Below are 24,260 nucleotides of genomic sequence, written 5' to 3'. Positions count from 1 at the left end.
TGGAACCGACCCGTTCAGCGGGGCAGGGGGAACAGCGAGCGGTGGACCGGGTTTTCCCGGAACCCGCCGCCGCCGTGCGGCGACTCCCAGGAGATCTCGGCGATCACGGTCTCGCCGCGGCGCACCACGCCGGTGATCCCGTAGTCGGGGTGCACGCCGTCCGCGCTCAGCTTCCGGGTGAACTCCAGCGCGAGGACGTCGCCCTCGGCCAGCTCGATGCCGGAGTCCGACAGCGGCACGAACACCGGCGCCCAGTTCGTCCACTGGGCGACCGAGTCGATCGCCGCCCCGTCCTCGGTGATCCACAGCCGGATGCCCAGGCCCAGCCCGTGCATCCGCCCGGCCCGGGTCACCCGGGACTCGACCCGGTCGACGGTCGTCCCGGGCCGCAGGTCCTCGAAGCGCAGGTCCTCGACCTCGGCCTGGGTGGACAGCAGCTGGTCGCGCCCCATCCCCATCAGGCACAGCCGCAGGTCGAACGGGCGGCCGACGCTGGCGAAGACCTGCTCCACGTACGGCGCCATGATCGGGGCGAAGGCCAGCTCCGGCATCAGCTCCGCGACGTCGACCGCGGCCACCGTCGTCACGCAGCGGTGCGGGATCGACAGCCCGCCGGGCTTGAGGAACCGGCGGCGGGCGTCGTCGAGCACGGCCTCGGCCCCCTCCGAGCCGCCGATCGTGCCGATGATCTCCGAGACCAGCAGGTCCACCCGCTCCGGCAGCTCGATGTCGGTGGAAAGGCCCTCCAGGACGGTGACCCGGTCCGCCACCCCCGCCCGGTCCACCGCCTCCCTGGCCAGCTTCGCCGCCTCCGGGATCACCTCGATCGCGTACACCCGGCTCGCCCCGGCCTGCGCCGCGGTCACCGCCCAGATCGCGTCCTGACCGGTGCCGATGTCCAGCACCACCCGGCCCGGCGCCAGCTTCCGCACCGCCTCCCGGTAGGCATCGGTGCGCAGCTGGTCGGCAATCATGAACTCATAGGCCTGAGGGTCATAGACGGGGTACTCGCCGACCGAGGGCATCAGAAGGGGCAATTCCATTTTGTCGCGCACTCGCACCGGAATGTCCTGTCCAGCGACGGAAATAGCTTGAACATGCATGGAACCCATGAATTCCCCTCCTGAGGCAAAATGCTCAACCCGAGGTTAACGACAATGCAAAGACAGTGTCGAACTCGGGTTTGTTAATCGTTCCGAATGCTGACGAGTTTTTATCCTGGTATTACTTGTAAGCGGTTACCGCCGCCATGCGGTCGGCCCACCAGTACGTGCAGTCGGCCGGCGGCCGCAGATCGCGGACCAGCTCCACGGTGAAGGAGCTGAAGTGCTCGAGCAGCAGCCGCTGGTGCGCGCGGCTGAGCGAGTCGATCTCGTTGGTGTAGTAGGAGAAGATCCCGCCGGGGCGCAGGTGCGCCGCCGCGGCGGGGAAGAAGGTGGCCGCCAGCGTGACCACCTTCGGGCCGAGCGTCTTGACGAACTCGTCCTCGTCGGTGGGATAGGTGTCGTAGAGGATGCCGTCGAACTGGCCGAGGTCGTCGATGACGTCCTGCCAGCCGCCGAAGGCCAGCCGGATGTCGGCGCCCGGCCGCTGCGCGCGCCAGTCCTCGAACCGCTCCGCCACACCCTTGTTGATCTCGATGATCGTGTGCGAGCGGACCCCGCAGTCCTGCACGTAGCCCGCTGAGATGCCCATGCCGAAGCCGACCTCGAGGATGTCGCCCTTGTGCAGGCAGGCGTTCTCGGCGAGCTTGCGCATGAGCGGGTGCTCCCAGTCCTGCATCACCTGCTGGCCCTCGATCAACAGCTGCGAGGAGTCGCTGTAGTCCGCGCCGCTGGAGGCCCAGTCACTGCGGATGTGCGGCCGCCACGCGCCGTCGACGAACACCTCGCGCTGAATGGAGTCCAGGTGGTGCAGATCCGCCGCGAGTTCCGCGACCGCCCGGCCGAGCAACAGATTGCGCTGACCGTTTCCCCGGCTCCGCAGGAAATCCGGGCGCTTCATGTCGACCTCGATGGTGAAGTCCGTGAACGTCCGACGCATGTGCACACTCCCAAGCAGTTTGTCCCCTGCTCGAAAGCTTTGCCGCGGCCTCGGTGAAAAGCGAGAACCGGGCGGCACCGCGCGGAAACGATCCGGGTGCCCACCGGAGTTCCCCGGCGCCGATTACCGGCGAGTGGGTCAGGAGTAGAGCTCCGGGCGCCGGTCGGTCAGGTAGGTGGTCTCGGCCCGGGCCCTGTCCACCAGCGCCAGGTCGAGGTCGGCCAGCACCAGGCCCTCGCCCTCGCGCAGACCGGCCACCACCTGCCCGTCCGGGCCGACCACCCGGCTCAGCCCGCAGTAGCTCAGCTCGCGCTCGCTGCCGACCCAGTTGGTGTAGGCCAGGAACAGCTGGCTCTCGAAGGCCCGCGCCGGGACCAGGGTCTCGGCGACGAAGTCCCACGGCGACATCAGCGCGGTCGGCACCAGCAGCAGCCGGGTACCGGCGACCGCGTGCGCGCGCACCGACTCGGGGAATTCCACGTCGTAGCAGATAACGATTCCCACGGAGACGCCGTCGAGTTCGGCGCGCACCAGACCGGTATCCCCGGCGCGGAAGGCGTTGCGGTCGATATCGCCGAAAAGATGGGCCTTGCGGTAAGTGGCCAACTCCTCGCCCGAAGAATCCACCAGGCGCGCGGAGTTGTACACCCCTCCCTCGGACAGTTCCGGCCAGCCGTGCACGATCGCGATGCCGGACGCCGCGGCGATCTCGCTCACCGCCCGGCACATCGGGCCGTCCGCTGACTCGGCGAGCTGCCGCAGCCTGCGCGCGCCCAGGTGGTAGCCGGTCAGCGACATCTCCGGCGTGACCAGCAACGACGCCCCGGCCTCCGCCGCTTCGCGGGCGCGGGCGCGCAGCGCGTCCAGCGCCGCGGGGACGTCGGAGCGGCGGGCGGCTGCCTGCCAGCAGGCGATCCTCATCGGCCAACTTCCCTTCGACAACCGATTCCGCGACGGACGCTATCAGCTCCTACCCGTGAGTTACTTCGCGATGGGCGCGGGGTGGAAGGACGCCCCTTCAGCGGTTCCCGGCCCGGGCATAACCTCGACTTTGGCGATACTTGACCAGACATGCGGTCAAGGCGTCGACATCGAACGACGGATCACCTGATTCTTCTTCCGAGGGGTATCCGCCTCGATCAGGACCAGGAAAGGAGTTCGATACTGATGTCCACCGGGAAGACCGCGAAAATCTTCGCACCCGATTCCGTGTTGACCGCGGCCGAGTTCGAGCAGGGCGCGCTGCGGGTGGCCGACGCGCTGCGCGACCGAGGGATCGGCTACGGCGACCGCGTGCTGCTCAAGGCGGACAACTCCGTCGCCTACCTCTCGGCCCTGTTCGCGCTGATGCACCTGGGCACCTCGGTCGTGCTCGTCGACCACCAGGAGAAGCCCGACCAGACGCAGCGCACCACCCGCCAGTCCGGGGTGAAGCTGGTCATCGCCGACGACGACGCCCCGATCGCGGTCGGCGAGCAGGTCGTCTACACCTACGAGCTGGCCGTCGCCGCGGCCGGGCGCACCCCGATCGACTCCCGGCTGGACTTCACCGCGTGGGAGCAGCTGCCGGACGCGCTGATCATGTGGTCCTCCGGGTCCACCGGTGTGCCCAAGGGCGTGGTGAAGAACGGCGGGCGGTTCCTGACCAACCTGCGGCGCAACGCCGACCTCGTCGGCCACCACTCCGGCGACGTGCTGCTGCCGCTGCTGCCCTTCAACCACCAGTACGGCCTGTCCATGGTGCTGATCTCCTGGCTGGTCGGCTGCTCGCTGGTGATCGCGCCCTACCGCAGGCTGGACCGCGCGCTGCGGATCGCCGGGATGACCGGGGCCACCGTGGTGGACGCGGCGCCGTCGACCTACCGCAGCATCCTCAACATCGTCGGCAAGCGCCCGAGCGCGGTCGGCGAGTTCAGCAACGTCCGCATGCTCTGCAGCGGCGCCGCCCCGCTGGAGCCCGGCCTGGTGGACCGCGCGGTCGAGACCTTCGGCATGCCGCTGCTGGACAGCTACGGCAGCACCGAGATGGGCAACGTCGCCTTCGCCACCGTGGACAACCCGGTCGGCGCGGGCCAGCCCGTCGCGGGGCTGGAGCTGCGGATCACCGGCGAGGACGGCTCCGTGCTGCCGGCCGGGGAGATCGGCGAGATCGAGGTGCTCGACCCGGACCTGATGGAGGGCTACCTCAACGCCGACGGCGCGATCGAGCCGGTCGGGCGGGACTGGTACAAGACCAACGACTTCGGCTACCTCGACGCCGAGGGCAACCTGTTCATCGCGGGCCGCAAGATGGCCGTGCACCGCAACGGGCACACGCTGCACCCGGAGATCATCGAGCACAGCCTGGCCGCGCAGGGCTGTGTCGCCAAGATCGTCGCGCTGCCCTGCGAGCGCAGGGGCTCCAGCCTCACCTTCTTCGTCCAGGACGAGCAGGGCCGCGACGCCGGGTACTGGCGCGACCTGATCTGCTCGGTGCTGCCGCCCTACGAGCAGCCCAACCGCGTGACGGTGCTGGAGAAGTTCCCGCTCAACCGCAACGGCAAGTTCGACCGCAAGCAGCTCGAAGTCCTCGCCGTCGCCGAAGCGGTCTGAGGGGGACGACCCGTGAGCACCGCCATCGTCTTCCCCGGAATGGGCCCGTCCCGCTTCTCCGAGGTCGGCCGGTTCATGATGATCAGCCCGTTCGCCAGGCGCAGGCTGGCCGACGCCGACGCCGCGCTGGGCTACTCGGTGCTGGACGCGCTGCGCTCGGCGGGCGACGGCTACACCGCCGCCTCGCAGATCGCCTTCGTGGTCAACTCGCTGGCCATGGCGGACTGGGCCGAGGAGGTTCTGGGCGAGCGCCCGCAACTGTGCGTCGGACCGAGCTTCGGCGAGCGCGCCGCGACCGCGTACTCCGGCGCGATGCCCTTCGACGAGCTGATCCGGCTGACCGCCGAGCTGGCCGCGTGCGAGCTCGACTACTACCGCACCGAACAGCAGGACGTGGTCAGCCAGTTCATCGTGCGCACCCCGCTGGAGAAGCTGCGGGAGGTGCTGGACGGGATGGCCGGGCGCGGTGAGTGGCACGAGGTCTCCGCGTACTTCGACCAGGACGTCCACCTGGTCACCATGGCCGAGCGCCACCTGGACGGGTTCAAGCAGCACGTGCGCGACCTCGGCGGCTACTCGCTGACCACGATGCGCCCACCCGCCCACGCGCAGGTGCTCGAACCGCTGCGCAAGCGCATGCAGGACGAGGTGTACCCGCGCTTCTCCTTCAGCGCGCCCGTGCTGCCGGTGATCTCCGACCAGGACGGCTCGCTGGTGACCACCGGCGCGGACGTGCGGACGATGCTGGTCGACTCCGTGGTCAACCAGGTGCACTGGGGGCACATCACGCGCGCGCTGGCCGAGCAGGGCGTCACCCGGCTCTGCGTGGCGGGCCCGGACCTGCTGATCCACCGCCTCGGCACGCTGAAGAAGAACTTCGAGCTCATTTCGGTCGGTCCGAAGGACGCGATGCGCCCACGTCGCCCCGCCCGGCGACACGTCGTTTCCCGCTGAGCGGACCGCGAGGGCCCCGGAATCGCCCCCGGGGCCCTCTCCCCCGCCTGATCCGATCGTCCACAAGGGACGTTCGCGATACTGGCGCGGTGCTCCTGCTCGCCGTCGCCGCCCTCCTCACCGCGGCCGCCGTTCTGCCCTGGCCGGGCGGCGTCCCTGGCGTGCTCGGCGGGTTCGGCATGAGCGCCTCCGTGCTGCTGGGCCACTCCCCCGGCGACGTCCACTACGGCTTCGGGAGGATGCTCCTCCTGTTCCTCGTGTTCGTGATCTTCGTGTTCGCCGCGGTCCTGCTCACGGCGCTCGGCGCGCTGCTGCGGAGCCGCGCGGTCCACCGGACGGGCGCGGCGCTGGCCGGACTGCTCGCCGTCGCGTGCGGCGTGGTCGCCTTCCCGGTCCACCCCGACCTCAGCGTGGAGAGCGCGCCGTTCTTCGGCGTGGCCGGGTTCCTGCTGCTCGCGTTCTGGCACGCCCGGCTCGCGCGCACCCCCTCCCACGCCTGACCCCGCGCAGCGCGGGCGAGGGTGGCTTTCGCCCGCCCCGGGGGATCCCCCACGACCGACCCTCGCGCGAGTCTTCAGGAATCCACAAGCCCGGCAAGGGAGACGGGCGGATCCCCGCTCACGGAACAAATGCAGTGCGCTCGGCGTTAACCTCGAAGTGCCGGCGGAGCCGTGAACCCGAAGTGACCACAGTGGACGGTGTCGCCGTCCGGTCACATGATGGTCACCGCGCTTGCTCCTTCGGCACCGGCGGGGTCATATGCGACAGGGATTCGGACACAATCCCGGAGGACGGACGCCCGATCGGCTCCGCGCCGGACTAACCCGGGGGGCGGGACCGATGGACGACACGCGGCGGTTTCCGCACCGACGATCGGGTGCGCGGCGTTCCGGGACGGTTAACGGCCCCTGCCGACGAGGTACCCGCAGCCGGTGACACGGAGCGTAGAAGGGCTGCGGGCGAGCAAACCACTACGCTCGGTGATGAGAACTAACGGCTGTAGCCCAAACGCACTAAGGATTGCCGGGCGCGAGCAGTCCAGTTTGGCGAACTACACCTCACCCAGCTCGCAACTTTTGCAGTAGGGTTCCCCCGTTTGGGTGGACCCGTAGCTGAAGGGGCGGATAACGCGTCACACCTGCCGCGCGATGACATCCCTACATGTGTGGCCCTGGTTGACCGGTGAACTACATCACTCAGGGCTACCGATTAACCAGAACGGGAACGACAGAGTCTCCTCCGTCGTTGCACTCAGTAAGCACGACACTCAAGGCGGGCGGCCTTGAGCCGAGCGAAAGGACACCGTCATGGCCGACCGCGTACTGCGGGGCAGCCGGCTCGGGGCGGTCAGCTACGAGACTGATCGGGACCACGACCTCGCACCACGCCGGACCATCAGGTTCGCCTGTCCCAAGGGGCACGAGTTCGACGTTCCCTTCGCCGACGACGCGGAGCTGCCGGCGATCTGGGAATGCCGCCTGCACGGGCTGGAGTCGAAGGTGATCGACGGCAAGGAGCCCGAGCAGAAGAAGAGCAAGCCACCGCGCACCCACTGGGACATGCTGCTGGAGCGCCGTTCCATCGCGGAGCTGGAGGAGCTGCTCAGCGAGCGGCTGGAAGAGCTGCGCGGGCGGCGCACGCGCTCCAGCGCCTGACCCGGCAGCACCACCGACGCGAAAGGCCCGTCCGGTTCTCCCGCCCGGACGGGCCTTTCTGCGTGTCTGCGTGCCTTCAGGACCTGGTGAACAACCGCTTCACCTGGGAGGCGCGGTGCTTGAACCCCCACTGGGCCACGCGGACCAGCGCCTCGCCGATGATGCCACCGCCCATCTTGGACACCCCGATCTCCCGCTCCACGAAGGTGATCGGCACCTCGGCCACCCGGAAGCCCGCGAGCACGGTGCGCCAGGCCAGGTCGATCTGGAAGCAGTAGCCCAGCGACTCCACATCGGACTGGGTGATCTTCTCGAGCACCTCGCGGCGGTAGGCGCGGAACCCGGCGGTGATGTCGTTGATCCGGGCGCCGAGCGCGAGCTTGGCGTAGGTGTTGGCGCCTTTGGACAGCAGCCACCGCCGCTTCGGCCAGTTGACCACCTTGCCACCGGGGATGTAGCGGGAGCCGATCACCAGGTCGGCGTCGGTCAGCGCCTCCAGCAGCCGGGGCAGGTCCTCCGGCGCGTGCGAGCCGTCGGCGTCCATCTCCACGATCACGCCGTAGTCGCGCTCGAGACCCCAGCCGAAGCCCGCGACGTAGGCGGCGCCGAGGCCGGCCTTCTCGGTGCGGTGCAGGACGTGCACCCGCTCGTCCTCGGCGGCGATCTCGTCGACCAGCTCGCCGGTGCCGTCGGGGCTGCCGTCGTCCACCACCAGCGCATGGGTCTCGGGCAGCGCCTTGTGCAGCCGCTCCAGGATGGGCCCGATGTTCTCCCGCTCGTTGTACGTGGGGATCACCACCAGCACCCGGCCGAGATCACCGTCGACGCTGTCGCGCTGGTCCGACATCCGCTTCCTCCCCGCCGGACACACCCGGCGTTTCCGTTGTTCGCTAGCCGTTCGCCCCGGCCCGTGCGGCGGAACGGCGCCGCAGCGCCGAGGCCGCGCCCAGGAGCAGGGCCGCCACCGCAATGGCCACCACGATCCCCTGCGGCCAGCCACCGAGCCGAGTGGCCAGCGTAGTCGCCGACCGCAGTGGGACCGCCGCCACTAGGACGTCTGAGTCGAACAGCTCAGTCCTGCGGGTGACGGAACCGTCGGGCATGACCACCGCGCTGACCCCGCTGGTCGCCGTCACGAGCACCGCACGCCCGTGCTCGACGGCGCGCAGCCGGGACATCGCCAGCTGCTGCTCGGTCATCTCGGTGCGCCCGAACCACGCGTTGTTGGTGGGCACGACCAGCAGCTGCGCCCCGGCCGCGGTGGCCTCGGCGAGCACCCGGTCGTATGCGACCTCGTAGCAGATGCCCACGCCCAGCGGGACCTTCCCGACCTGCTGGAAGCTGATCCCGGTGCCCGGCGTCATATCGCGGAAGCCGTCGACGAAGGGCGTGAAGAACCGGGCGGCCGAGCGCAGCGGCACGTACTCGGAGAACGGCACCAGCTCCTGCTTGGCGTAGACCGCGCCGCGGCCGGTGACCGGCGACCAGACCACGCTGACGTTGCTCGTGCTGCCGTCCGCGTTGGTCAGCCGGGCCCCGATCAGGGCGGGCACGCCCAGCGAGCGCAGCACCTCGTCCAGCTCGGCGTCCTGGGCGGGCGAGCGGCCGAGGTCGGTGGCCGTTTCCGGCCAGACCACCAGGTCGGGCCGCGGCACGCGGTTCTCCCGGATGTCCTCGACCAGCTGCCGGGTGCGCGCGAGGTGGTTGGCGCGGATCTCGCCGATCCGCTCCATCAGCGCCAGCCCGGCGTCCGGCGCGTTGCCCTGCACGAGGGCCACGGTCACCATGCCGTTCTGCGCGACCACACCGACCGACGGCCAGGTCAGCAGCCCGGCCACCAGCGGGAGGACGACCAGCGCGATCGCAGGCAGCCGGGCCCGGGCCAGCGAGGCGAGCGCGCAGCCGGTCAGTACGACGGCGAAGCCCACGAGCGCGGAGCCGCCGAGCGAGGCGAGTGCGAGGTAGGGGCCCTCGGTCTGGGTGAACGCGGCCCGGCCCCACGGGAAGCCGTTGAGCGGGAAAGAGGAGCGCAGGACGTCCCCGGAGACGTACATCGCCGCCATCCACACCGGGGCCAGCGGCAGCGTGCTGACCACGGCCATGCCGGTGGTGGCGACGGCGATCAGCACCGCCTCGACGAGGCTGAGCGTCAACCAGGGCCACGGGCCGAACCCGGAGCCGAGGAAGTGCTCCAGCCAGAGCAGCAGCGGCAGCAGGTAGGCGAGGCCGAACAGGAGGCCGTAACCGAACCCGGCCCGCGCCCTGCGGCCCCACAGGACCGCGGCGAGCAGCGCGAACGCGATCGGAGTCAGCCACCAGAGCTCGCGCGGCGGTGAGCTGGCGTAGAGCAGCCCGCCCGCCAGGACGGCACCGGCCGAGCGGACGGCGACCGAACGCGGGTACCGCCGGGCGGGCGCGGGGTCGGCGAGCGCCTCGGGCGTCACGGCGGGAGCAGCCACGGCATCACCCTACGTACCCCGTTCGTGTTTCACTTCGGGGGTGCGCATCGAGTCGGGTCAGGTAGCTGTCATCACCGGAGCCGCGCAGGGCATCGGGGCGGCGTTCGCGGCGGAGCTGACCGCGCGCGGCCTCGCCGTCGTCCTGCTGGACCTCGCCGGGGACGCGGTCCGGCGAACAGCGGCCGAACTGGGCGAACGCGCCATCGCGGTGACCGGCGACGTGAGCGATCCGGGCGTCCTGACCGGCCTGGCCACCCGGACCCTGGACACCTTCGGCCGAGTGGACCTGGTGATCAACAACGCCGGTATCCGGGGCAGCGGCGAGCCCGTCTGGGAGATGCCCGCCGAGCAGTGGGACCGCGTCATCGGCGTGAACCTCCTCGGCGTGGTCAACGGCATCCGCGCGTTCGTGCCGCACCTCATCGAGGCGGGCAGCGGGCACGTGGTCAACGTCGCCTCGCTGGCCGGTTTGTCCGGCGCGCCACGACAGAGCGCCTACGCGGCGAGCAAGCACGCCGTCGTCGCGGTGTCGGAGATCCTCGCCGCGGAACTGGAGCAGGCCGGGTCCGCGGTCGGTGTCACCGTGGCCTGTCCCGGTTTCGTGGACACGCCGCTGGTCGCCGACCTGCTGGCCGCTCCCGGCGCCGAGCCGGGCTCGGAGATCTACGAGTCGCTGGCGCGCGGTCTGCCCGCCGGGCGCTCTGTCGAGGAGTTCCTCGCCCAGATGCGCGCGCTCGTGGACACCGCCATCCCGGCTCCCACCGCCGTGCAGCGCATCCTCCGCGCCGTGGAGAACGACGAGCTGTACGCGCTGCCCAACGGCGACCTCGAGGACACCGCCCGCGACCGCGCCGAACGCGTGCTCAACGCCCTGGGCTCTCGCACCGAATGAGTCATTCGGTGCGTTGCGGTGGGGCCGCTATGGTCGGGCGTATGCGGCGATGGTTGACGGCTCTGGCCGTCGCGGTGGTCACCACAGGGGTCGGGATCTCGGTGAACATCGCGACCGACCTCGGTTCGAACATGTGGGCGTGGATCGCGGTCGCGGTGCTCACCCTGGCCGCCGCGGTGGTCGCGGCGTGGACGATGCGGCCGGCACAGCCCCAGGCGCACACCGGCACCAGCAACGTGGTCGGCGGCGAGGTCACCGGCACGGTGGTCCAGGCGAACACCATCAACGGGGATCTGCACCTCGGCTGAACAGCTGCATCAGCGGACCGGTCACCGCGGTGGTGATCAGCGCGATCAGCACCAGGACCGTGAAGCCCAGCTCGTTGACGAGCTTGTACTGCAGGCCGATCGTGGCGATCACCAGCTCGGTGACGCCGCGGCAGTTCATCAGGGTGCCGATCTTCAGCGAGTCCTGTGCGGACATCCCGGCGAGCTTGGCCCCGCCCCCGGCACCGACGAACTTCACCACCGAGGCCACCAGCAGCATGCCGAGGAACAGCAGCCACGGCCCGGTGCCGCTGAGCAGGCCGAGCGAGGTGCTCAGGCCGACCCCGGCGAAGAACAGCGGCAGCAGGATGGTGACGGCGAAACCCTGGAGCTGCTTGCTGATCCGCTCCACCGCCGCCGAGTCGCGGGGCACGACGACGCCGAAGAGGAACGCGCCGATCACCGGGTGCAGGCCGATCACCTGGCTCAGCGAGGCGAAGCCGATGGCGCCCGCGGCCAGCATGGGCAGCAGCAGCTGCTCACCCGCCGGGGTCCGCTCGCAGCGGCGCACCACCGCGGCCAGCGCCGGGCGCACGCAGAGCACCGTCACCAGGATGAACGCCGCCGCCATCCCGACGACCGCCTCCACCGAGCCGCTGCCGCTGAGCCCGGTCAGGGCCAGCAGCACGGTCAGCGCCGCCCACGCCGCGCCGTCGCCGACCGCCGCGCAGGTCAGCGCCAGCCTGCCGATCGCGGTGTCCTCCAGCCGCAGGTCCACCAGGATCCTGGCCAGCACGGGCAGCGCGGTGATCGACATGGCCAGGCCGAAGAACAGCGCGTACGCCGTGGTGCTGCCGAACCGACCGGCGATCATGCCCTCGGCGGCCAGTGCGACGCCGACCCCGGCGAGGAACGGCAGCCCCATGCTGCCCGCGACCGTGATCCACACCGTCTTCTGGTGCCTGCGCACCTCGTCCAGCCGCAGTTCGCAGCCGAGCAGGAACATGAAGGTCACCAGACCCAGCTGGGCGGTGACCTGGAGCGTGGACAGCACCTCGGCCGGGAACAGCCAGGCCCGCCCGGACGGCCAGAGCAGGCCGAACACCGACGGGCCGAGCAGCAGCCCACCGAGGATCTCCCCGACCACCGGGGGCTGGCCGAACCGGCCGAGCAGCGCGGCGATCAGGTGGCAGACCAGCACGATGACCGCCACCGCCAGCAGGAAGCGGGCGATCGGGTCGAAGCCGCCGTGCGGGCCGGTCTCGCCGGTGAACAGCTCCGGCCCCCACACGGCCAGCACGACGCCGAGCGCGACGAGGCTGCCGACCGCGCCGACCGGTACGGCGTGCCGTCGTGCTTTCTTGCTCGCTTCGAGGGTCATCCCGAGTCCGTTCGCCAGGGTGGTCGCGGCCGACCCAACCCTGGCGAAGGCGCATTTCTTCTCGTTATCGCCGCGCTATGAGGCGAGTTCGCTGAACACCGCGGTGAGGTCCCGGTCCAGCTTCTGCGCGCAGGTGGCCAGGTTCCACGCGTAGAGCACCAGTCCCATGCCGGTGGCCTGGTGCACGACCGCGAGCACCGCGTCGCGCTCGATCTCCAGCCACTCCAAGGGGTTCTCGGCGAGCGCGGCGATCTCCTCCCGCGCCAGCCACCTGCCGAGTGCGTCGGTGGCCACCGTCGCGGTGCCCTCGGCCAGCTCCGCGGCCGCGCTCGCCAGGTCCATCCAGGCGCCGAAAGCGCGTTCGGTCGCGGCCGAGCGCTCGACGGGCGACTCCTGCAGCAGCGCGCACTCCCGCGCGAAGATCCGCGGCAGCGGCTCCAGCCGGTAGCGCACCGATCCGTCCACATCGGACAGTCGGACGTCGAGCATGCTGGCGTCCAGCAGCTCCTCCAGCCACTTCTCCGCCTCGGGCACCGTGCAGTCCAGCAGGGCCGCCCCCACCCACGCCGCGACGTGCGGCACGTCGAGGGTGCCGAGACCGCGGTAGAGCCGTGCGGCCTCCGGGGACAGCCGGAGGTAGCTGGACTCGAAGGCCGCGCGCAGGCCACCGCGCTCGTCACAGCTCAGCTCGTCCAGCCTGCGCCGCTCGTCGGTCAACATCCGGACCAGGCGGGTGGCGCTCCAATGCGGCTTGGCCAGCAACCGCGTCGTGGCCGCGCTCAGCGCCAGTGGGAGCCCGTCGCACAGCTCGGCGAGTCCCGCCGCGTCCTCACGCTCGAGCACCGGCAGGGCGCGACGGACGAACTCGACGGACTCCGAGGCGCCGAACGGGCTCAGCCGGATGCGCGCCGAACCCGGGCCACCGACCAGCTCGGGCAGCTGGTCCCGGCCGGTCACCACGACACAGCACTCCCGGTTGCCCGGCAGCAGCGGCCGGACCTGGGCGTAGGAGGCGGCGTTGTCCAGCACCACGAGCACACGTTTGCCCGCGAGCAGGCTGCGGTACAGCGCGGCGCGCTCGCCCAGTTCGACGGGCAGCTCGCCGTCCGGGACGCCGAACGCGCGCAGGAACCCGGCCAGCACCTCCATGGAGGACAGCGGGGCCCGGTCCCGGTCGTACCCGCAGAGGTCGACGAAGAGCTGGCCGTCCGGGAAGCGATCGGCCGCCCGGTGCGCCCAGCGCAGCGCCAGCTCGGTCTTGCCCACCCCCGGCATCCCGGTCACGTAGCCGACCGAAGGCATGGAAGCGCTGCCACGCACGGAAAGCACATCATCCAAAGTGGACAGTTCGACCGTGCGCCCGGTGAACCGCGCGGTGCTCGGCGGCAGCTGGGCGGGCACCACCCCGGCCTTGACCCGCACGGGAGCGCCGACCGCGGCGACCGGGGTGAGCACCGGGTCGTCGGCAAGGATCGCCGCGTGCAGCTCCCTGAGCACCTTGCCCGGCTCCAGGCCGAGCTCGTCGATCAGCAGCGCGCGTCCCTCGCGGAAGGTCTCCAGCGCCTCCGCGCGCCTGCCGCTGCGGTACTGCGCCAGCATCAGGTGCGCCCGCACCTGCTCGCGCAGCGGGTGCTGGCGCAGCAGCCCGGTCAGCTCGCCGATCAGCTCGCGGTGCTCGCCCTCGGCCAGGCGCAGCGCGGCGCTCTGCTCGTAGGCGGTCAGCCGCAGCTCCTCCAGACGCGCGGCGGCCGACTCGGCGAAACGCCCGGTCACCCCGGACAGCGCGGGCCCGTTCCACCGGCCGAGCGCGGCCGCGTAGCAGCGCACCGACTCGGCGTGGCGGCCGCCCTGCTCCAGGCGTTGCGCCTGGTCGAGCTCCCGTTCGAACTCGCTCGCGTCGATGCTGTGCGCCTCGGGCAGCAGCAGGTAGCCGGGCGCCCGGGTCAGGATGACGTCGTCGGCGCAGCCCGCGGCCTTGAACGCCTTGCGCAACCCGGCGACGCAGATCGCGATCTGCGTCCGCCCGGTGGCGGGCGGCCGGTCGTCCCAGACCGCCTCCACCAGGCTGTCGACGGAGACCACCCGGCCCGGCGACAGCAGCAGCATGGCCAGCACGGTGCGCTGCCGCTGGCCGCTGATCGGAACGGGGCCGGTGCCCGACCGCACTTCGAGCGGTCCGAGCACGGTGAATTCCAAGCGGTCGCCCATTGAACCCCCAGTTCTCGGGAAACCTGGTGTGTGCGCATGCAGTTAAGCACGGGCGAGATGCCTGAAATAGGTGGTTGACGACAAGTTCCCGAGGTATCCCTGATAACGGTTACACACATTCTGAACTGGGGCAACAGAACCGTCACAACGACGTCTCGACCGTTCTGCGGCGTACTTCGAAACAGAAAGCCAGATATCGAATTCTCCGATACCCGGCGACCTTTCGGACCAACACGCTCGGCCGATCCGCGTCGCTCACACTGGCTGTTCCAGCAACCGTTGGATCTCGGCAACCCGCCGGTTCACCTGGCTCAGCTCGGCGCGGAGGGCGTTTTCGCGCTCATCGGCGCACGCCCGCATCCGGTCGTACTCGGCAAGGACGCTCAGCCGCTGGCGGCGAATGCGCAGCAGTCGTTCGGCACCCCATACCGCGGCCGCGCCCGCCAGGAGCGCCAGGGCCAGGCGCGTGCTCTCGTTGCCCTCCTGAGGCACAACCGTCTCCTCGCCTCGAGCGCCGTCCGCCGGCGCGGTGTACGAGCCGAAAAGTTATCAACTCGTATTTTCGACCGGATATCGTCGTGATCTCGTTTAGTCACCGCCGCGGCGATAACCGGATGAAAACGCGACGGGCTAGGCTGCGAAACGGCCGGTCTGCGGGCAAGCTCTTGCGGCATGGACAACGTGCTCCGAACGCTGCTCGACGGCAGATGGGCCGATCTGCGCGAACGCACCCGCAAGCGACTCGGCGTCCTCGAAGCGCCCCCTCCCGGCGTGGACCGCGAACGGCACCGCGACCACGTCCTGCGCCAGCTCCGGGTGCTCGCCTCGGCCGGGCATTCCGGTGTCGGGTTTCCCGTGCGCCACGGCGGGGACGGCGACTTCGGCGGTTCGGTCGTCGCTTTCGAGATGCTCGGCTTCGGCGATCTCTCGCTGATGGTCAAGGCCGGTGTGCAGTGGGGCCTGTTCGGCGGCGCGGTGCAGGCTCTGGGCACCGGGCAGCAGCACGAGCGCTACCTCCGCGAGATCGTCGAGCTGGACCTCCTCGGCTGCTTCGCGATGACCGAATCCGGCCACGGCTCCGATGTCCAGCACCTGAACACGACGGCGACCTACGACCCGGACACCGGTGAGTTCGTCGTGCACACGCCAGACCCCTCCGCGCGCAAGGACTACATCGGCAACGCGGCGCGCGACGGCCGGATGGCGGTCGTGTTCGCGCAACTGGTCACCAGCGGCGATCGGCACGGTGTGCACGCGCTGCTCGTGCCGATCCGTGAGCAGGACGGCTCGCCCCGCCCCGGCGTGACCATCGAGGACTGCGGTGAGAAGGCCGGGCTCAACGGCGTGGACAACGGGCGCCTGTCCTTCGACCACGTGCGCGTGCCGCGCGAAGCGCTGCTGGACCGCTACGGCCACGTGGCCGAGGACGGCACCTACTCCAGTCCCGTCGAGGGCGCGAACAAGCGGTTCTTCACGATGCTCGGCACCCTCGTGCGCGGCCGGATCAGCGTCGCGGGCGGTGCGCTCAGCGCGACGAAGAAGGCGCTGACGATCGCGATCCGCCACGGTGAGAGCCGCAGGCAGTTCGCCAGGCCCGACGGCACCGAGGTCCCGATCCTGGACTACCTGGCCCACCAACGGCGGCTGCTGCCCGCGCTGGCGACCACGTACGCGCTGACCTTCGCCCAGGAAGAGCTGGTGACCGAGCTGCACGAGGTTTTCGGCGGTGACAGTGACAACGACCAGCGCAAGCGTGAACTGGAGTCACACGCAGCGGGCTTGAAAGCGGTGGCCACATGGCACGCGACGCGGACGATCCAGGAGTGCCGGGAGGCGTGCGGCGGCGCGGGCTACCTGGCCGAGAACGAGCTGCCGCAGCTCAAGGCCGACACGGACGTGTTCACCACGTTCGAGGGCGACAACACCGTGCTGCTCCAGCTCGTGGCGAAGGGCCTGCTCACGGGCTACCGGGACCACCTGGGCGATCTTGACGCGCTGGGGATGGCGCGGTTCGTGGCCACTCAGCTCGTCGGCGCGGTCATCGAGCGCACCCCGGTCCGGGCCTTGCTCGGCGGCGACCTGCACGACCGCACGTGGCAGCTGAAGCTGTTCACTGACCGGGAGGAGCACGTGCTCGACGGCCTGGTCCGGAGGCTGCGCAAGGCGGGCGAAGGCGACGCGTTCGAGGTGTTCAACAACGCGCAGGACCACGTGTTGCGCGCGGCGCGGACGCACGTGGACCGCATCGTGCTGGAGGCGTTCGTCGCGGCGATCGAGCGCTGCCCCGACGCGGCCACGGCCGAACTGCTGGATCAGGTGTGCGACCTGCACGTACTGGCGAACATCGAGGCCGACCTGGCGTGGTTCCTCGGGCACGGCAGGCTCACCCCGGCGCGTGCGAAGTCGGTCACCAGCGCGGTCAACCGCCTGTGCGCCGAGCTGCGGCCACGCGCCGGCGAACTGGTCGAGGCCTTCGGTGTTCCCATGGAGTGGATCACAGCGCCCATCGCGCAGCGGTAGAGCTGGCAAAGTACTGCCCATGGCCGCCGACATAATCTCCTCCGTGGAGGCGAGAGCAAGCACAGTGTGGACATCCGTCGCCGAGGAGGTCGCGGCCAAGCTCCGCGAGGACGCCCCCGAGCGGGACCGGGGCAACGCAGCGCCCGAGCGCGAGATCGAGCTGCTGCGGTCCTCCGGCCTGCTCACCGCCTTCATCCCGGCGGAGCTGGGCGGCGGCGACGGTGACCCGTCGACCGCCGACGAGGTCACCAGGATCATCACCGCCGCCGACGCGTCCATCGGGCACCTGATCGGTTACCACTACCTGCACGTCTGGCGTTCTGAACTCTTCGACCAGGACCAGGCGACGCGGTTGCGGCGGGAGACCGCGGCGAACCAGTGGTTCTGGGGCGGTGTCGCCAACCCGCTGGACGCCGCGCTGGAGCTGACCCCGACCGAGGACGGTTTCCTGGTCAACGGGCGCAAGACGTTCGCGACCGGGGCGAGCATCGCTGACCGGCTCGTGGTGAGCGGGACCAGGACCGACACCGGCGAGAAGCTGACCTTCACCATGGACGCCCGCGCGAACGGCGTGCGGTACCTGGGCGACTGGGACAACATCGGCCAGCGCCTCACCGAGAGCGGCGGCGTGCTGTTCACCGACGCCCCGGTCGCGGCGGACGACGTGCTCGGCGTCCACCCGGGCAAGGAGAACGAGGAGACTCCGGCGGCGCTGCGCCTGTCGCTGGCGCAGATCGCGTTCCAGGCGGTGCTCTCGCAGCTGCACGTCGGCATCGCGGAGGGCGCGCTGGCGCAGGCCGCCGAGTACACGCGGACGATGTCCCGCCCGTGGTTCCTCTCCGGCGCGGAGAAGGCGACCGACGACCTGTACGTGCTGGTCGGCTACGGCGAGCTGGTCGCGTCCACCGAGGCGGCCGGGCTGATGGCCGATCACGCCAGCGCCATGCTCTACGCGGCGGCGGCCGAACCCGAGCTGACCCCGGAGCTGCGCGCGGCGGCGGCGCTGACGATCTCCTCCGCGAAGGTCGTGTCCACCAGGGTGGTCAACGAGGTCACGTCGAAGATCTTCGAGTTCGTCGGCGCGCGGGCGACCGCGTCCAAGTACGGCTTCGACCGCTTCTGGCGCAACGCCCGCACGATCACGCTGCACGATCCGGTGAGCTACAAGGCCCGCGAGCTGGGCGCGCACCTGCTGGCCGGCGAACTGCCGCCGATCACGGGTTACAGCTGATGCATCCGGAGATCGGCGCCCCTGAAATCGCACACAGCGTCCGCCTCACCGCGGACGCCGTGCTGATCCTCGATCGGCGCAAGCTGCCCCTGGAGCGCGAGTGGGTGCGCTGCGAGACCGTCGCCGAGGTCGCGCGGGCGATCAAGGACATGGTCACCCAGTCCTCCGGCCCGTACTTCGCGGCGCTCTACGGCATGGTGCTGGCCGCGCGCGCCGGTGAGGACCTGGAAGCAGCCGGGCAGCTGCTCGTCGACACCAGGCGCACCAACAACCACCTGCGCAAGGCTGTCCACTGTGTACTGTCCTCTTCGGACAGATCAGAAGCCGGGGTGCTGGCCGCGGCCGAGGCGGGCGACGAGCTGTACCGCGCGCGCAGCCGGGCGCTGGCCGAGGCGGCGGCCCGGCTGGTGCCGGACGGCGCGCGGGTGCTGACCCACTGCTGGGCGGACATCTACCTCATCGAGCTGGTGGTGGCGCTTCGCAAGGCGGGCAAGGAGTTCAGCTTCACCTGCACCGAGACCCGCCCCTACCTCCAGGGTGCCAGGCTGACCGCGCCGACCCTCGCGGAGATGGGCGTGGACACCACCCTCGTCACCGACGGGATGGGCGCCGCGGTGATCGCGGACGGGCGGGTGGACGCCTTGGTGACCGCCGCGGACCGGGTCACCATGGACGGTCACGTGATCAACAAGGTCGGCACGCTCGGCCTGGCCTCGGCGGCGCAGGCGTTCGGTGTGCCGTTCCACGCGCTGGTGCAAGCCCCGGACCAGGACGCGCCGAGCGCCGAAGCCGTGCCGATCGAGTACCGAGATCCCGAGGAAGTGCTGGCGGTGCTGGGTTCCGGCGAGGTCCCTGGAGTGCGGGGTCTCTACCCGGCGTTCGACATCACTCCCCCTCGCCTGGTCACCACGGTCGTGACCGACCGGGGCGCGTTCGCCCCGGCTGATGTCCACGAGTACTACGCAGAAGGAGAACGGAACCAGTGATCTCGTTGACCGCCCGGTGGGTCGTCGTGGACATCGAGGGCACGCTGACGCCCACCAGCCAGGTGCACGTCACGCTCTACGACTACGCCCGCCCCCGGCTCGGCCCGTGGATCGACGAGCACGCCGACGACGCGGTGGTGGCCGATGCGGTCGCACAGATCCGTTCGCTGGGCGGGCTGTCCGAGTCCGCGACGACCGACGAGCTGGTCGCGGTGCTGCACGGGTGGATGGACGCCGACCAGAAGATCGCGCCGCTGAAGACCCTGCAGGGCTTGATCTGGCAGCGCGGGTACGCGGTCGGCGACCTGACCGCGGAGTTCTTCCCGGACGTGGCGAAGCGGCTGCGCGAGTGGCACGCGGCGGGCCTGACCCTGGCGGTGTTCTCCTCGGGCTCGGTGCCGGGGCAGATCGCGTTCTTCTCGCGCACCACGGACGGTGACCTCCGCGACCTGTTCACCGCGCACTTCGACACCGTCAACGCAGGCCCGAAGCGGGAAGCTCCGTCGTACAAGGCGATCGCGTCCGCCCTGCGCGCTGTGCCGGAAGAAACGGTCTTCCTCTCCGACGTCCCGGCCGAACTGCACGCCGCCGCCGAGGCCGGTTGGCAGACCGTCGGACTGGCCCGTCCCGGCGAACCGTTCGCCGACGCCGACTTCTCGCCGCACCCCGCGGTGGACTCCCTGACCGACGTGGAGATCTCCTGATGGAAGGGCTGCGCGAGGCGGGGCGGGCGCTGGCCGCGGAGTCCGCGCGGTACGCGGCGCTCGGCTGGATGCGCGGCACGTCCGGCAACCTTTCCGTGCGGCTGCGCGATGAGCCGTTGCGGTTGGCGGTCACCACCAGCGGCTTGGACAAGGGCGAGCTGACCGAGGACGACGTCGTGGTGGTCGACGCGGACGGCGTCGCGGTCCCCGATCAGCCGCACCCGGAGAAGGTGCCCTCGGCCGAGGCCAGGCTGCACGGCCGGATCGCCGCCGTGTCCGGCGCAGCAGCCGTGGTGCACGTGCACGTCATGGCGTCCGTGCTCGCGGCGGAGCGGTGGCCGGGCGGTGTCGAGCTGATCGACCTGGAGATGTTGAAAGGCTTCGGGCGCGCGGCGCACGATGACCTGGTGACGATCCCCGTCGTGCCGAACGGGCAGGACATGCGGGTGCTCGGCGACGCGTTCGAGAAGTCCTTCCGCGCCGACACGCCCGCGCTGATCGTCGCGCGGCACGGGCTGTACGTGTGGGGTGCGGACCTGCTCCAGGCGCGGCACCGTGCGGAGTGCCTGGAATGGTTGCTGCGCTTCAAGGTGGAGAGTGAGCGATGACGCTGCTGACGGTCTGGCCGGACAACGACCCCGGCACGGTGCTGCTGCGCACCGAGGACGGCGCGGAGATCCAGTCCGAGCTGAAGCGGCTCGGTGTGCGGTTCGAGCGGTGGGAGGTCGTCGACGGCCTGCCGCCGACGCCGACTTCCGAGGAAGTCCTTGCCGCGTACCGGGACAACGTCGACCGGGTGATCGAGGCCGAGGGCTACGTGCTCGTCGACGCCATGCACATGACGCCGTCGGACGACCAGGAGTGGCGGGAGAACGCCGCCGCCGCGCGGAAGAAGTTCCTCGCCGAGCACACCCACGACGATGACGAGGACCGCTTCTTCGCCCGCGGCTCCGGCGTGTTCTACCTGCACGTGGGCGACCGGGTGTACGCGGTGCTGTGCGAGGCGGGCGACCTGCTCAGCGTTCCCGCGAACACCACGCACTGGTTCGACATGGGCACCCGGCCGGACTACGTGTCGGTGCGGTTCTTCCACGATGACGACGGTTGGGTCGGCAACTTCACCGGCAGCCCGATCGCGTCGCTTTTCCCGGACTACGACACCCTCGCGGCGTCACGCGGCGTGCAGCGCGCGCAGGACTGACAGTTCCTCCTCGGTCGGCGGCTCCGTCACCGTGACGTCGGCCGCCACCCGGAGGTCCCAGCCCGTCGCGGCTTTCGCTTGCTCCACCGCCACGTTCGGGTGCACCGCGACGAGGACGAGTTCTCCCGTCTCGTCGGGCCGCAGCACGCCCAGGTCCGTCAGCACCACCCGCGGCCCCTTGACCACCGACGTGACGAAGGACAGCTTCTCCACGAACGCGCGCGTGCTGTGCCGCAGCACCATGATCACTTCCTTCGCCGAGGCCGCGATCTCCGGCGCTCCCCCGGCCCCGGGAAGGCGGACCTTCGGGTCGGCGTAGTCCCCCACCACGGTCGTGTTCAGGTTGCCGAACCGGTCGATCTGCGCCGCGCCGAGGAATCCCACGTCCACGCGCCCCGCCTGCAACCAGTAGTTGAAGATCTCCGGCACCGACACCAACGCGTCCGCCGTGTCCGCCAGCTCACCGTCCCCGATGGACAGTGGCAGCCGCGTCGGCTTCGCCCCGATCGTGCCGGACTCGTAGATCAGCGTGCAGTTCGGTGCGTGCGTCGCCCTCGCCAGGTTCGCCGCGGCGCTGGGCAATCCGATGCCGACAAAACACAAGACGCCGTCGCGCAGCTCCCGTGCCGCCGCCACCGTCATGATCTCGTCCGTCGTCGCCGTCATCCCACGTGCTCCTGCATCCATGCGGCGAACGCGTCGCGGTCCCGGCTGATCGCGTCCCACGCCCGGTAGAAGTCGTTGTCCCGCTCGTAGTACCCGTGCGCGTACGACGGGTAGGCTCCGCGCTCCACCTTCACCACCGCGTCCACCGCGATCGAGGGCAGGACCACCTGCCCGTGGTGCGGCTCGATCTCGTCGACGATCTCCTCCACCGTGACCAACGCTTTCTTCGCCGCGAGCACGACTTCCTTCTGCACTCCGGTGATCCCCCAGAACGCCACGTTCCCACGCCGATCCGCTTGCTGCGCATGCACAATCGCGACATCGGGGTTGAGGGCGGGCACCGCCGCCAGCTCCTCGCCGGTGAACGGACAGCGCACCGTCCTGATCGTCGGGGTCACCTTCGCCAGGTCCGTGCCCAGGTAGCCGCGCAACACCGCGAACGGCAACCCCGAAGCTCCCGCGACGTACCGGTTGGCCATGCCCGCGTGGCTGTGTTCCTCGATCTCCAGCGGATGCGGGTACCCGTGCTCGATCGCGTCCCGGAACCTGTGCAACGACCCCACCCCGGGATTGCCTCCCCAGGAGAAGACGAGTTTCCGCGCACACCCCATCCCGATCAACTGGTCGTAGACGAGGTCCGGCGTCATCCTGATCAACGTCAGCTCCCGCCGCCGCTGCCGGATGATCTCGTGCGCCGCGGCCACCGGGATCAGGTGGGTGAACCCCTCCAGCGCGACGGAGTCCCCGTCCCGCACCAGTTCCGCGACGGCTTCGGCCAGTCCGATCTCTCGCACACCACCACCTTGCCGCCCCCGCCCGCCGTCGTCCAATACTTCCGGCCTCGCCTCCCGTACGTCCGGGATATGGCTCGCCCTAGAGCGCGAGCGGGTAGTCCACTCTGATGTTGCGCAGCGGTTTCTGCTCGGTGTCGATCCACCGCGGCGGGATGAAGCTCGGTATCCCGTGCTCGAAGACGATCCTCCATTCCTGCTCGTGCATGACGTGGTGGTGATGCACGCAGAGCAGGACGAGGTTGTCGAGGTCGGTGGGTCCGCCGTCGATCCAATGCCACACGTGGTGTGCTTCCGTCCACCCCGGTGGCCGATCACAGCCCGGGAACGCACACCCCTTGTCCCGCACCGCCAATGCCTTGCGCTGGGCGACCGAAGCGGTCCGTCGTTCCCGACCCAGATCCAGAGGTTCACTGTCGCCGCCCAGGACGGTGGGGAGGATCCCGGCGTCGCAGCACATCTGCCGCACCAACCCCGCCGACACCGCGTCGCCGGTAGCCGTGCTGCCGCTGCCCAGCATCGCCAGGAGTCTCTCGAAGTCCATCGTCACCACCACGGTGGGGCGTCGTCCTCCGGTCTCGGGGAGATCCCCGGTCGCCATGGCCAGGTCGATCACTTCCTCGAACGCATCGGCATACCGCTGCCCCGCCGTCCGCGGATCCTTCTCCCCATCCACCGTGCGGGGTTTGGCCAACGCATCCAGCACAGCCTTGATCTTCTGTCCGGCGATCAACGGGAAGACGCCCTTGAGGTGCAGCGACCCGTCCTGATCGCTGGCCATCCGCAACTCACGGCGAGCCACCGCTTCCTGCTCATCCCGGAAGGTGCCATCCGGGTCGAGGACACTGCGCAAGTACTTACCCGCGAGCATCAGATCACGCGAATGCATCGTCGACGCCACCCGCGCCAAGTACTGCTCAGCTTCATCCTTGCGCTCAGACGGGATGCGGTTGACCGCATCGGCGATCACCAGCGCATGCCTGCCACTGATCTCCCCCGCATACATCCGCTCCCGCGTCGCGGGCAACGCAGGAAGTTCATGCACCAACCGGGCACGCCGCTGCGCCTCGGCAGGTTCCAGCTTCACCTTCGACCGCAACAGCACCGCGAGGTTCTTACAGCTGTGCGCGGTGTGCAGGCCCTGGGACTCCGCCTCGGTCGCGGTATCAGTGGCAGCAGCAAGAACCAACGCCGCCACCGTCTCCCAGTCCTTCATCCGCTCCACCAGTCCGTCACCGGTGGCCTTGTAGTCATCGGCCTGCGCGAGATGGCGTTTCATCAAGTGGATCAATGCCTTGGGATTCACCACGTTCACCCCCTTCCGACTCTCTTCCATTGTCTCAAAATGAAAGATCGACATCGAATCCCGAGAGGATGAATTCCCAGGTGCGACAACAGTTTTCATGGTAGAGTCCATTGTGGACAAAGCCAGGTTCCTGCAAACGCAAGCCGTAAACGGAATCGAGGCTTTACCTGGGGTGCGCGTGCCATACGCTTATCGCGAGGGCCGGAGTTTCATCCCGTGCCCCCGAAAGGCCCACGGGCACGCGCAAGGGGCCCCAGGTCAAGCCGACCCCACGCTGGGAACCAGCCGCCCCCACACTGGAACCAGCCGCCCCGCGGAAACAGCCGACCCCAGGCTGGGAACCAGCCGCCCCCGCTGGAAACAGCCGCCCCGCGGAAACAGCCGCCCCGCGGAACAAGCCAACCC

At 70.0% G+C, this 24,260-nt stretch carries 23 protein-coding genes; 12 read left to right on the top strand and 11 right to left on the bottom strand.

Features of this window, described 5'->3' with window-relative positions; genetic code table 11:
• Positions 1-14: 14 nt before the first annotated feature.
• The 3 genes from BLT28_RS02855 to BLT28_RS02845 all read right to left on the bottom strand — a co-directional run bounded on the left by BLT28_RS02855 (position 15) and on the right by BLT28_RS02845 (position 2,964).
• Complete coding sequence (locus tag BLT28_RS02855) at positions 15-974, bottom strand: methyltransferase domain-containing protein (RefSeq protein WP_172806495.1); 960 nt, start codon at positions 972-974, stop codon at positions 15-17.
• A 250-nt stretch (positions 975-1,224) separates the two neighbouring features.
• Positions 1,225-2,043 carry a class I SAM-dependent methyltransferase gene (locus BLT28_RS02850; RefSeq protein ID WP_030433431.1) on the bottom strand — a complete coding sequence of 273 codons (819 nt, stop codon included), beginning with the start codon at positions 2,041-2,043 and terminating at the stop codon, positions 1,225-1,227.
• Between the two features lie 138 nt (positions 2,044-2,181).
• Positions 2,182-2,964 carry a carbon-nitrogen hydrolase family protein gene (locus tag BLT28_RS02845; protein WP_030433430.1) on the bottom strand — a complete coding sequence of 261 codons (783 nt, stop codon included), beginning with the start codon at positions 2,962-2,964 and terminating at the stop codon, positions 2,182-2,184.
• 246 nt (positions 2,965-3,210) lie between these two features.
• On the opposite strand from BLT28_RS02845, the gene BLT28_RS02840 reads away from it, so the two are divergent.
• The 4 genes from BLT28_RS02840 (at position 3,211) to BLT28_RS02825 (ending at position 7,244) form a co-directional block, all read left to right on the top strand.
• A complete protein-coding gene (locus BLT28_RS02840; RefSeq protein WP_030433429.1) occupies positions 3,211-4,635 on the top strand; it encodes a class I adenylate-forming enzyme family protein in 1,425 nt (474 codons plus the stop codon).
• A 12-nt stretch (positions 4,636-4,647) separates the two neighbouring features.
• The gene (locus BLT28_RS02835) at positions 4,648-5,589 is read left to right on the top strand and encodes an ACP S-malonyltransferase (RefSeq protein WP_231950592.1); all 942 of its coding nucleotides are present in this window, start codon (positions 4,648-4,650) and stop codon (positions 5,587-5,589) included.
• Between the two features lie 89 nt (positions 5,590-5,678).
• A complete protein-coding gene (locus BLT28_RS02830) occupies positions 5,679-6,089 on the top strand; it encodes a hypothetical protein (protein ID WP_030433427.1) in 411 nt (136 codons plus the stop codon).
• Between the two features lie 807 nt (positions 6,090-6,896).
• Positions 6,897-7,244, top strand: a complete 348-nt coding sequence (locus tag BLT28_RS02825; protein ID WP_030433426.1) for an RNA polymerase-binding protein RbpA — start codon at positions 6,897-6,899, stop codon at positions 7,242-7,244.
• A 76-nt stretch (positions 7,245-7,320) separates the two neighbouring features.
• Here the strand turns inward: BLT28_RS02825 and BLT28_RS02820 are convergent, their stop codons facing one another.
• A complete protein-coding gene (locus BLT28_RS02820; RefSeq protein ID WP_030433425.1) occupies positions 7,321-8,091 on the bottom strand; it encodes a polyprenol monophosphomannose synthase in 771 nt (256 codons plus the stop codon).
• A 43-nt stretch (positions 8,092-8,134) separates the two neighbouring features.
• Positions 8,135-9,703 (bottom strand): apolipoprotein N-acyltransferase, encoded by a 1,569-nt coding sequence (lnt, locus tag BLT28_RS02815; RefSeq protein ID WP_197683959.1) that lies wholly within the window; start codon positions 9,701-9,703, stop codon positions 8,135-8,137.
• A gap of 40 nt (positions 9,704-9,743) precedes the next feature.
• On the opposite strand from lnt, the gene BLT28_RS02810 reads away from it, so the two are divergent.
• Positions 9,744-10,595, top strand: a complete 852-nt coding sequence (locus tag BLT28_RS02810) for an SDR family oxidoreductase (RefSeq protein WP_052408186.1) — start codon at positions 9,744-9,746, stop codon at positions 10,593-10,595.
• Between the two features lie 41 nt (positions 10,596-10,636).
• Positions 10,637-10,903: a hypothetical protein gene (locus tag BLT28_RS02805; protein ID WP_156051800.1), complete on the top strand. Its 267-nt coding sequence runs from the start codon at positions 10,637-10,639 to the stop codon at positions 10,901-10,903.
• Here the strand turns inward: BLT28_RS02805 and BLT28_RS02800 are convergent.
• From BLT28_RS02800 to BLT28_RS02790, 3 genes are all read right to left on the bottom strand, one after another.
• Positions 10,878-12,242 (bottom strand): cation:proton antiporter domain-containing protein, encoded by a 1,365-nt coding sequence (locus BLT28_RS02800; RefSeq protein ID WP_156051798.1) that lies wholly within the window; start codon positions 12,240-12,242, stop codon positions 10,878-10,880. The genes BLT28_RS02805 and BLT28_RS02800 overlap by 26 nt on opposite strands.
• Positions 12,243-12,317: 75 nt before the next feature.
• Entirely contained in the window at positions 12,318-14,450 is a 2,133-nt protein-coding gene (locus BLT28_RS02795) for an AfsR/SARP family transcriptional regulator (RefSeq protein WP_052408185.1), read from the bottom strand.
• A gap of 255 nt (positions 14,451-14,705) precedes the next feature.
• Complete coding sequence (locus tag BLT28_RS02790) at positions 14,706-14,942, bottom strand: hypothetical protein (protein ID WP_030433419.1); 237 nt, start codon at positions 14,940-14,942, stop codon at positions 14,706-14,708.
• Positions 14,943-15,122: 180 nt separating this feature from the next.
• On the opposite strand from BLT28_RS02790, the gene BLT28_RS02785 reads away from it, so the two are divergent.
• Genes BLT28_RS02785 through BLT28_RS02760 form a run of 6 tightly spaced genes read left to right on the top strand, consistent with a single transcriptional unit; the run spans position 15,123 to position 21,092 of the window.
• Positions 15,123-16,970, top strand: a complete 1,848-nt coding sequence (locus tag BLT28_RS02785; RefSeq protein WP_030433418.1) for an acyl-CoA dehydrogenase family protein — start codon at positions 15,123-15,125, stop codon at positions 16,968-16,970.
• A gap of 19 nt (positions 16,971-16,989) precedes the next feature.
• Positions 16,990-18,201, top strand: coding sequence for an acyl-CoA dehydrogenase family protein (locus BLT28_RS02780; RefSeq protein ID WP_052408184.1), 1,212 nt, complete (start codon positions 16,990-16,992; stop codon positions 18,199-18,201).
• On the top strand, positions 18,201-19,187 hold the full coding sequence (locus BLT28_RS02775) for a translation initiation factor eIF-2B alpha/beta/delta subunit family protein (RefSeq protein WP_030433416.1): 987 nt from the start codon (positions 18,201-18,203) through the stop codon (positions 19,185-19,187). Before BLT28_RS02780 ends, BLT28_RS02775 begins: the two co-directional genes overlap by 1 nt.
• Positions 19,184-19,891, top strand: a complete 708-nt coding sequence (mtnC, locus tag BLT28_RS02770; protein ID WP_030433415.1) for an acireductone synthase — start codon at positions 19,184-19,186, stop codon at positions 19,889-19,891. Before BLT28_RS02775 ends, mtnC begins: the two co-directional genes overlap by 4 nt.
• Entirely contained in the window at positions 19,891-20,499 is a 609-nt protein-coding gene (mtnB, locus tag BLT28_RS02765) for a methylthioribulose 1-phosphate dehydratase (RefSeq protein WP_030433414.1), read from the top strand. The genes mtnC and mtnB overlap by 1 nt, the downstream gene beginning before the upstream one ends.
• Entirely contained in the window at positions 20,496-21,092 is a 597-nt protein-coding gene (locus BLT28_RS02760) for a 1,2-dihydroxy-3-keto-5-methylthiopentene dioxygenase (protein ID WP_030433413.1), read from the top strand. The genes mtnB and BLT28_RS02760 overlap by 4 nt, the downstream gene beginning before the upstream one ends.
• Here BLT28_RS02760 and BLT28_RS02755 read toward each other — a convergent pair.
• The 3 genes from BLT28_RS02755 to BLT28_RS02745 form a co-directional block, all read right to left on the bottom strand.
• Entirely contained in the window at positions 21,063-21,758 is a 696-nt protein-coding gene (locus tag BLT28_RS02755; RefSeq protein ID WP_030433412.1) for a CoA-transferase subunit beta, read from the bottom strand. The genes BLT28_RS02760 and BLT28_RS02755 overlap by 30 nt on opposite strands.
• Positions 21,755-22,552, bottom strand: a complete 798-nt coding sequence (locus BLT28_RS02750) for a CoA transferase subunit A (protein WP_030433411.1) — start codon at positions 22,550-22,552, stop codon at positions 21,755-21,757. Before BLT28_RS02750 ends, BLT28_RS02755 begins: the two co-directional genes overlap by 4 nt.
• A 79-nt stretch (positions 22,553-22,631) precedes the next feature.
• Complete coding sequence (locus BLT28_RS02745; RefSeq protein WP_172806494.1) at positions 22,632-23,954, bottom strand: HNH endonuclease signature motif containing protein; 1,323 nt, start codon at positions 23,952-23,954, stop codon at positions 22,632-22,634.
• Positions 23,955-24,260 lie beyond the last annotated feature (306 nt).

The organism is Allokutzneria albata, from assembly GCF_900103775.1.
Lineage (GTDB): Bacteria > Actinomycetota > Actinomycetes > Mycobacteriales > Pseudonocardiaceae > Allokutzneria > Allokutzneria albata.
Note: the sequence above shows the minus strand (reverse complement) of the source record. Positions and strands in the feature narration are given on the sequence as shown.